Source organism: Micromonospora sp. ABR4_055 (genome assembly GCF_056160425.1).
Window position 1 is genome coordinate 1 of record NZ_JBSWXD010000217.1, and the last position, 8639, is coordinate 8639.

The window sequence follows — 8639 nt, forward strand, 5'->3', positions numbered from 1 at the left end:
CTCGGCGGCATTCTGCTGCTTCGTGTAGTCTGCTTTCGGGGGGTGGGGTGGAAAGGCTGGAATGGGGTAAAGGCTGAGTTGTGGATTTTGTGGGGTGGTTTCGTTTTGGTGTTTCAACCCCCCGGCCAACATGGTCAGGGCGAGGTCAGGACGTCAGTGCGAGTAGCCGCGCGTGGCGATCCAGTGCGCCAGGGTCTCGGTGCTCACCCAGTAGTGTTCGGCGCCCAGGAAGGCCGGGTCGGCGATCTTGACAGCGTCGCCGCCCTCGCCGTAGCCGACCACGGTCACGTAGTGCCCGCCCGGGTACGAGTGGGTCCGGCCGTCGACGTCGCTCACCGTACCGATGATGTTGGCCACCACGGCTCGGCCGTCGTCCACGGTCGCCCGCACGTCGTCGCGCAACTGGTCGATCTGCGCCTGGCTCGCCTTGGACGCCTCGATCGCGGTGGTCCGGTACTTGTCGTCGCCGGTGAGCTCGTTGAGCACCCGGGTGGTGTCCGCGGCCGAGTCGGTGCCGGCGACCGTGGTGCCCAGCCTGCTGGCCACCTCATCCTGCGACAGTTCGCGGCCCTGCGCGGTCAGCGCGATCCGGGTCGCGGCCGGACCGCAGTAGTAGAAGTTCGGCTGCCGCTCGTAGCGGATGTCCAGCAGCCGGCCCTCGCTGGACCACCCGCCCTGGTCGGAACTGGCGGCAGTGGTGGTCAAGCTCGTGGTGTCCGAGGCCGGGGCAGCCTGGGCTGCGGCAGCCGGACCGGCCACCACACCGCCGACTACCAGCAGACCGGCGACGGACATTGCGGATCGGTGAAGAACGGTGGTCATCTGCGGATCTCCGTTCCGGGAGGGTGCGGAAGATCCGGGCACTGATCGTCTGGCAACGGCCCGGACCCCGCGAACGGGACAATCGGTCAGTCGGTGCCCAGCGCGGCGGTCAGGGCTGATACCACGCCCATTCCCGACCGCGCCCAACGCCCCGCGTGCGGAAATCACAACGACGCGTACGCCACGGGACGCACCGGGTAACAACCGCAGCGGGGCGGCCGACATTCCGCCGTCCCGCCAATCAACCGGAGATCAACCGCCGATCGCCGGTCGCTCGGCAACATCGTTGAAGATCTGGTCCTCGAACGCGAGCAGCGTCGAGCCGACAGCCTTGATGAATGCGAAGTTCAGCCCTCCGCCGACCACCGCTCCGACGATCGGCACCGCCTTGCCCAGAGTGCGCGCCGTGAGCCGTTTGAGCAGTTCCTGCGCGACCCGCAGGGCGAGGAACTCGACGCCCTTGATGCCCAGTTCCACCCCGATCGAGAGTCCGACGATCTTCATGAACTCGGGGAAGCTGACCGCGTACCGCCCGGTCCGGTGGTAGATCACCGCGAGGGTGACCCGGAACTGCTGGGCGATGGTGTTGGCGAGGTCGGCGGGGATGCCCAGGGCCAGCGTCACGCCGCCGCCGAGCCCGGCAGCGGCCCCGGTGCCGGCGGCCAGACCGGCGCAGTAGTTGATGTAGCCGTTGATTCCCATCGAGTCGACTTTCTCCTTGATCTTGAACCCGTCGAGATTCTTGTGAACAAACTGGAAGGACTTCGCCAACGCACCGGCAGAGTTTGTGTTCACCGTGACCACCTGACCCGCAAATCTTGTCGTCAGACCATCGGATGCCGACTGATCGATCGGCACCTCGACGGTATTCGACGACGAAGCCCAGCGGCGAGAGCAGTACGTACAAGCGCGACAGTCAGCCGTACCGTCAAACCGCCGGGCCGGGCGGCTCACCCCGGCGAAGGACCATTGTCGACTAGCCGGAAGTATGTCGCGAGCGTCGCGTCGCCCAGCTCTTCGAGGATCAGCCCCCGGGTGGCGGAATGCTGCAGGTACGCCGAGGCGCTGCTGATCGCGTACGACGGTTCCCCACCGTCCCGTTCCACGGCGCTGATCGAGAAGTGCTGCCTTGGCTCGGATGCCACGCAGTCCGCCGCGACGACGGTCAGCGGGTCCGCCCCCGACGACCTGACCTGCCAGCACGCGTCGGAGCCGTCCGGGTTCGGTTCGGCGGCGCGGATCCGGAAGGTGTCCGCCCCGGCCGGTTCAATGACGAACAGCCGCCGGCCCTCGGTCCCGTCGACCTCGCCCAGCGGGCCGTCGTCGAGCAGCGACACCGCCGACTCGAACGCGTCGGTACGCACGATCGCGACCTGGCGGTCCCCGGACAGCAGCGGATCGTCCCCGACGGAGGCCGGCGCCCCGGTCGGCGCCCCGGTCGGCGCCCCGGTCGGCGCCCCGGTCGGCGCCCCGGTCGGCGATCCAGTCGACGCACCGGACGGCGCACCGGACGGCGATCCGGACGGCACGCTCATTGTCGGGCCGGCGGGCCCGACCGGCAGCTGCGGTGCGGCGGTCACCAACTGGATCGCAGCGACGCCCGCGCCGACGGCTCCGACCAGCGTCACCGCCAGCGCGGCGGTGGTGGCACGTCGGCGTCGGCGCAGCGTCTCGCCGCGCCGCCGGATGTCCGCCGCCGGGGCGAGCCGGCCGGTCTGCCCGGCCCGCCGGGCCACGTCGCGCAGCGTCTCGTCGAATCGGTCGTCAGACGGCACGGCTCCGCCCTTCGTCGCCGCTGGTGGTCAGGTGTACGGCCAACGCCTTGCGGCCCCGGGCCAGCCAGGTCTTGATCGTGTTCGGGCTGGTGCCGGTCTCCGCGGCGATCTCGGCGACGCTCAGGCCGACCAGGTGGTGCAGCACGACGGCCCGGCGCTGGTCGACACCGAGCCGGCGCAACGCGGCGACGATCGCGACGTGGTCGGCCGACACCTCGTCGACCTGGTGGCCGTTGGCGTCGCGGCGGTGGGCACGCAGCCGGTTCACCGCCTTACGCCAGGAGCTCACCGCGATCCGGTACGCGACCGTGCGTACCCAGGCTTCGGGGCTGTCACAGTCGCGCACGGACCGCCACCGGTCCCACGCGCGGGCGTACGCCTCCGCGACCGCGTCCTCGGCGTCGGCCCGGTTGCCGAGCACCACGGACAGGTGTCCGAGCACCCGTTGGGCCGACGCGGCGTAGAAGGCGTCGAACTCGTCGGCGTCACGCATCCGTCGTGCTCCACCCGTCACCTGGTCGTTCCTGCACCGGTCACCGGGTCGGCGCCGGCCCGTTGTCGGTGAACCGGAACCCGTCCGGGGTCGGCGAACCGTCGCCCTGCTCCTCCAGGATCAGCCCGGAGCGGGCCGAGGTGCGCAGGTACGCCGACCTGCTGCTGATCATGAAGGTGTCGTCGGCGCCGGTGTCGGCCGCGACGATCGCGAACCGCTGCCGGGGGTCCCCGGCGTCGCAGGCCGCACCCTCGACCGACAGCGATCCCCCGTCTCCCGGGTTGCGCACCCGCCAGCAGACCGGGTCACCGGCACCGGGACCGCCGCCGGTCGCCTGGTACGACTCGATCAGGAACAGCCGCCCCTGCAACGGGACCACGACGAACAACTGGCGGCCCTCGTCGCCGTCGACCTCGGCCAACCGTCCGTCGTCGGTGATCGACAGCCCGGACTCGAACGCCTCGGCCCGCACGATGCTGACCTGCCGGGTGCCGGACAGCACCTGCGGCAGGCCGCCCGTGGGTGCCGTCGGCTCCGGCGGCGGTGCCAGGCTGGCGGTCGGGGTCCCGGTCACCGTCGTCGGGTCCGGGTCGGACGTCGGCGTCGCGTCACCGGCCGGTGCGTTCGTGCCGCACGCCGCCACCGCGCCGGCCAGCACGGCGATTCCCAGACCTGTGATCCATCGGCTCGTCACCACGGTTCTCACCCTCATCCGCCTGTCGGTGACCCGGCAGCGACGGCTACCCGCCCACCGCCGCCGGGTCCGGTCGATGTTCTCGATTCGACCGACATACCCCCAGACGTGTGGCGGCGGCGCCCGGTTTCAGCCATGCACATGGACTTGCGGCGACCTGGCGCACGTGCGCAGCCTTCCCCGCACCGGTCCGTCAGCCGCGCGGAGCTGGCACCTGGCCACCGTCTCCGTCACCTGCCGCGGTGCCGTTCGTCGCAGCCGAATAGGCATTACGACCGCCCTGGTAGGGGCTTTGTGGCAGTACGGACGACCGTACGCCCGCCGGACCTCCTGCGGCCGCCGGCCTGACCGGGGCAGGGCGAGCGGGCCGGGGCAGGCGGGCGACGTCGAGGGCCCGCAATCTCATCGCGGGCTTCTCGACAAGATGCCACGACGGTACAGCGAACAGCATCGTACCGATTACCGACAACAGGATGTACGATGACATGCCGTACTCGGCCACGCCGACCAGTGCCAGAACTTGCTGCACCGGGAAAGCATAGATGTAAATTCCGTACGAGTAGTCCCGCCCACGACCGACCCGTCCGAGCCGTCGCGGAAGCGCAACACCCAGATATATGAGCAGGTACGCGTAGGCTGGCAGTCCGACAACGACGAATCCGCCCCACAGTAGGCTGATCGCGAGCAGGACGGCCGCCAACACAGCCAGCCGGCCGTCCATCGGTATGCGATGCATATAGCAGCGGACGACGGCGCCCAGCACAAAGAGGAAAGTCAGATACAGTAGCCAGTCAGAGGCGAACGAGCCGATCAGCGGAAACGGGCCGACCGCCCCGACGGGAGCTGGCCGGAATGCCCATGTCGAAGCAATTGAAATGTCACGAATAATCAGTGCATAGCCGAATATCAGGATTGCCAGCAATGCCCGCGGGGCCAGGCGCAGGACCGAAGTCACACTGAGGACAGCGACCAGGCCATAGCACACAAGTTCGTACCGCAAGCTCCACAGTGATCCATCGAACGCGCTCGGCCCACCCATCATCTGACCGAACGGAGTAGACGACAACAGTCCCGATATCGGGTACTGCTCCATAGCGGTGAACCAGTTGACCGCCAGGTAGGAAAATGGACCTTGAGGATGACTCCAGAACCCTCGCATCGTACCATTCTCGTACAGAGCAACCAGCGGCGCCACCACAAATGCGGTGACCAGTAGACACACCCAGAATCCGGGAAAAATCCGAAGCACCCGATGCCAGGAATACCGCAAGACCGAGTGCTTGAGCGCACTTCCCGTGATCAAGAATCCGGAAACCACGAAGAATCCCTGGACCGACAGCGAACCGAGCTCGCTCTGCCCAGCCGATATTCCGTAGCCAAGGCTCGCCGCGCCGTAGCCCAGCGGCCAGGCATGCGCCACGAGGACACCAAGGGCCAGGGCCAGGCGGATCAGCCCGAACGAATTGCTGTCCGGCACGTACCGGTCGGCAAGGCTCGGCAGACCGCGACACATCGCCGCATGCGCACTCAACACGGATCTCCTCAAGGCCGGACCGCGCCTCATTGATAAAGGCCGGGGTCTCCCGCTGGCCACGACGACCCCGACACGGGGACAATCAGGTCGTCCCCTTACCGAAAGAACCTTAATGCCCACAGACTGACGAGTGGACTCGATTCCAAGAACGACATGCCTTTCTTCGACGAAGCAGGTTGACTAACATGAAAGGCCGTCCGATATCAGCCGTGCCGGGAAACTTCCCGGCACGCGCGGTCGGCCAGGCGGGTCGTCTCCGGCAGCCGGTAGTGCGGCGTCAGGCGCAGGGTGATCTCGGTCGCCTGGGCGATGTCGATGAGATGCCCGGCCGACACGTACACCGGTCTGACGCCGGTGCGGGTGCGCAGCACCCGGCCGACCACCTCACCGTTGTCGACCAGGTCGGCCCAGCCGCCGCGCTCGGGTGGCACCTCGCCGTGGGTGCTGACGAACGCCGTCTTGGCCACGCCGAACGCCGGGATGCCGGTGACCACGCTCAGGTGGCTGGCCAGGCCGCAGCGGCGCGGATGCGCTACGCCGTACCCGTCGCAGACCAGCAGGTCCGGGCGGACGGTGAGCCGCTCGAGGACGGTGAGCAGGACCGGAACTTCGCGGAACGCGAGCAGGCCGGGAACGTACGGGAAGTCGCAGACGCCGGTCGCGGTCGCGCTGGCCACGACGGGCAGGTTGTCCGCCAGGTCGAGCACGACGACGGCACCGGCGAGTCGGCCCGCCGACGACGAGTCCGATTCGTACGCGACGTCGACGCCGGCGACGAACCTCGGCGGATCGACCATCGGCTGGTCGACCCGTACCCGGCGGGCCAGCTCGCGCTGGATCTCGACGGCCTCCCGCTCGGTACGCGGTGTCGCCGCCGTCACCGCTTCCCCGTCCCGCGCGTGGCCGGCGGAAACGGCCGGTCCAGGCCACGGGCGGCGGCCAGCGGCAGCATCGCGCCGAGGGCCCAGGTCGCGATGCCACGGCCACGCGCCGACGGCCGTACGCCGTAGCCGATGTGCCCGCCGGCGCGGTGCAGGAAGTCGTTGAGCCGGTGCCGCAGCGAGATCGCCCCGAGGTAGGCGTCCTGCTCGACGATCCACCGGTGGGTGGTGTGCACCCACCCCTCGTCGGCGGGCAGCGACTCGTCACCCTGGCGGCGCAGCCGGTCGACCCAGGCGGCGAACCCGGCGGCGGTGTCGACGTCGTCGGACGACCGCAGCCCGCTGCCGTCCTGATGGGTGCCGCGTCCCCACTCGTCGCGGGCGTCGAGCCACGACGCGTACAGCTCGATGGTGGGTGTGATCAGCTCAGGCACGTCGGCAGACTACGCGGCATGGCAATCCGTATCCGCCGGCTCGCCCACCGCCTCTCCCTGCCCTGTCGTTGTGCCACCCGACCAGCTTGACCGCAGGGCTCAGACGCTCGGCGGTGGCGGGGTGGTGGTCAGTTCCCCGCACTTGGGGCACCAGCGGCTCTTGACCCGGAACGAGAACAGCCCGGCCAGGTAGCCGAGCACCGCAGCGCTGGTCAACGCGCAGACGTCCATGACCTGTTCCTTCTCTCCAGGGCGGGCAAGACATGACTTCGTCTCGGCGGCGACGACTCAGGTCACCGGGCCGGGGGCGGCGTCGGGCCGGCAACCCGTCGCCGACGGTCGATCCAGGAGGCACGCAGGGACAGCCAGCTCGACGGGCCTCGGGCGTACACCTCGGTCAGCAGGGATGCGAAGACCTCGCGCCGCCGGTCGGCCGGCAGGTGCGGTCGGGCCAGCTGTGGTTGCCGGGCGGCGGCCCGGTCCCACATCAGGGTTTCGGCGTGCAGGGCGTCGATCTCGTTGCGGCACGCACCGGTGCACCGGTAGACGCGGGTGGCGGCACGGACGGCCGGGGTCATCGGGGTCCGGCAGTCCGCACAGCGGATCAGTGCGGCCAGTGGGTATCCGGCCGGGTCGGGGTAGTCGACCATCATCAGCCGCCGCCGGTCAGCCACGGTGGGCGGCGACGGTACGGCCGAGTGCCGCGCGGGTCTGCCGGGCCAGGTCGACGATCGGCGGCCAGCCGTGGTCGACGAGGGTGCGCAGGTCGTCGTAGGCGTGCGGCGGCGCACCGTTGAGGATGTGCCGGTCGAGGCCACAGGCCCAGGTCAACGCCGCCAGACCCTGATCGGTGACGTGGAGACGGCGGCGGGCGCGCAGCGCGGTGGCCAGCCGGACGGCGGGCCAGCCGGCGGTGTTCATGTCGGTGGGCACCCACCGTTCGCCGCGCCCGACGAGGCGGCGGCGGGTCACTTCCCGACGTACGTGGCCGGCGCGGGCCAGTCGGGTGGCGACCTGCCGGACCGCGGTCTCGCTGAGCAGACCGACCCAGGTCTTCACCGGTTGCGGGGTCGGCGCGGCGCTGATCTGGGCGAGGATGCCGTGCACCAGGTCGTCGGGCGGGGCGACGGTCGCGCCGACGACGACCAGGCCGCGGCGCACGGCGATCCGCTGCGGGTAGAGCAGTTCGGCCAGCAGCGCGGCGGCCAGGCCGTGGCTGAGCGCGCGGGGGTGCAGCAACGGTCGGCCGTGCAGCCGGTGGTGGGCCATCCGGAACAGGTCGTCGGCCAGCGGGTACGTGGACATTCGGCAGGCTCCTCGGCATCGTGCTCAGAACAAGGGGCGTGGAATGCCGCCCGCCGCCAGGCCCACCTCGGCAGCGACGACGGGCGGCGGCTCAGGTGCGCCAGACGATCAGCAGGTCGTCGGCGTCGGCACCGACGTACACCTGATCGATGGCCTCGCCGATCACTTCGGCGTCGGTGCGCGGCGGCGACACAGCGGCCAGGTCGGGGCGGCGGCGGGCGATGGACAGGCCGACGAGCCGCTCGATCCGGCCAGCGTCGACCGGGCCCAGCCGGCAACCACACGGCCCCCGGTACGCCCGACCACCGTCAGTGGTCCGCAACGGTTGCATCCGCCGCCCACACGCCGCGCACACCAGGACCCCACGCAGCGGCCACTGTTCTCCGGCGCGACGCTGGCTAGTTTCCGCCGCCGGCAGAGAGTCACCCTCGCTGATCTCAGACATCGGTTCTCCTGCCGTTGGTGAAGGACAAGGTGGGCGGACTCGGTGGCCTTCACAATGGAGGGACCTAGATGCGCGTGGATTCGCGCAGGTAGGCGGTGACTCGGACGGCTGCATCCTCGGCCTGCTCGACCAACGTCCGTAGCGGCGAGTGCAGGACCCGGTCCGCTAGACGAGTTGTTCCGAAGTCCCGTCAGTGGTCGTAGGCGATCAGGGACCGGGTGACGGGTGCGCCGGTCTTGTTGTTGTGCCAGATCGC

Annotated in this window: 12 protein-coding genes; all 12 read right to left on the reverse strand. The window is 69.8% G+C overall.

Annotated elements, in window-relative coordinates; translation table 11 throughout:
• Window positions 1-153: 153 nt before the first annotated feature.
• The gene (locus tag ACXAHD_RS29860; protein ID WP_281550664.1) at window positions 154-822 is read right to left on the reverse strand and encodes a C39 family peptidase; all 669 of its coding nucleotides are present in this window, start codon (window positions 820-822) and stop codon (window positions 154-156) included.
• A 252-nt stretch (window positions 823-1074) separates the two neighbouring features.
• Window positions 1075-1617, reverse strand: coding sequence for a hypothetical protein (locus tag ACXAHD_RS29865; RefSeq protein ID WP_281550665.1), 543 nt, complete (start codon window positions 1615-1617; stop codon window positions 1075-1077).
• 155 nt (window positions 1618-1772) lie between these two features.
• Complete coding sequence (locus ACXAHD_RS29870; protein WP_475054813.1) at window positions 1773-2597, reverse strand: RICIN domain-containing protein; 825 nt, start codon at window positions 2595-2597, stop codon at window positions 1773-1775.
• Window positions 2587-3090, reverse strand: a complete 504-nt coding sequence (locus ACXAHD_RS29875; protein WP_282231504.1) for a sigma-70 family RNA polymerase sigma factor — start codon at window positions 3088-3090, stop codon at window positions 2587-2589. The genes ACXAHD_RS29870 and ACXAHD_RS29875 overlap by 11 nt, the downstream gene beginning before the upstream one ends.
• A gap of 40 nt (window positions 3091-3130) precedes the next feature.
• Entirely contained in the window at window positions 3131-3787 is a 657-nt protein-coding gene (locus ACXAHD_RS29880) for a hypothetical protein (protein ID WP_289213220.1), read from the reverse strand.
• A 190-nt stretch (window positions 3788-3977) separates the two neighbouring features.
• A complete protein-coding gene (locus tag ACXAHD_RS29885) occupies window positions 3978-5315 on the reverse strand; it encodes an acyltransferase family protein (protein WP_281550669.1) in 1338 nt (445 codons plus the stop codon).
• Between the two features lie 206 nt (window positions 5316-5521).
• Window positions 5522-6199 carry an endonuclease V gene (locus tag ACXAHD_RS29890; protein ID WP_281550670.1) on the reverse strand — a complete coding sequence of 226 codons (678 nt, stop codon included), beginning with the start codon at window positions 6197-6199 and terminating at the stop codon, window positions 5522-5524.
• Window positions 6196-6633: a GNAT family N-acetyltransferase gene (locus ACXAHD_RS29895; RefSeq protein ID WP_475054815.1), complete on the reverse strand. Its 438-nt coding sequence runs from the start codon at window positions 6631-6633 to the stop codon at window positions 6196-6198. Before ACXAHD_RS29895 ends, ACXAHD_RS29890 begins: the two co-directional genes overlap by 4 nt.
• 99 nt (window positions 6634-6732) lie before the next feature.
• Complete coding sequence (locus tag ACXAHD_RS29900) at window positions 6733-6864, reverse strand: hypothetical protein (RefSeq protein ID WP_278170260.1); 132 nt, start codon at window positions 6862-6864, stop codon at window positions 6733-6735.
• Window positions 6865-6926: 62 nt separating this feature from the next.
• On the reverse strand, window positions 6927-7307 hold the full coding sequence (locus ACXAHD_RS29905; RefSeq protein ID WP_421360309.1) for a hypothetical protein: 381 nt from the start codon (window positions 7305-7307) through the stop codon (window positions 6927-6929).
• Complete coding sequence (locus ACXAHD_RS29910) at window positions 7300-7938, reverse strand: GOLPH3/VPS74 family protein (RefSeq protein WP_278170261.1); 639 nt, start codon at window positions 7936-7938, stop codon at window positions 7300-7302. The genes ACXAHD_RS29905 and ACXAHD_RS29910 overlap by 8 nt, the downstream gene beginning before the upstream one ends.
• A gap of 91 nt (window positions 7939-8029) precedes the next feature.
• Window positions 8030-8383 carry a recombinase zinc ribbon domain-containing protein gene (locus ACXAHD_RS29915; RefSeq protein WP_475054818.1) on the reverse strand — a complete coding sequence of 118 codons (354 nt, stop codon included), beginning with the start codon at window positions 8381-8383 and terminating at the stop codon, window positions 8030-8032.
• Between the last annotated feature and the right edge of the window lie 256 nt (window positions 8384-8639).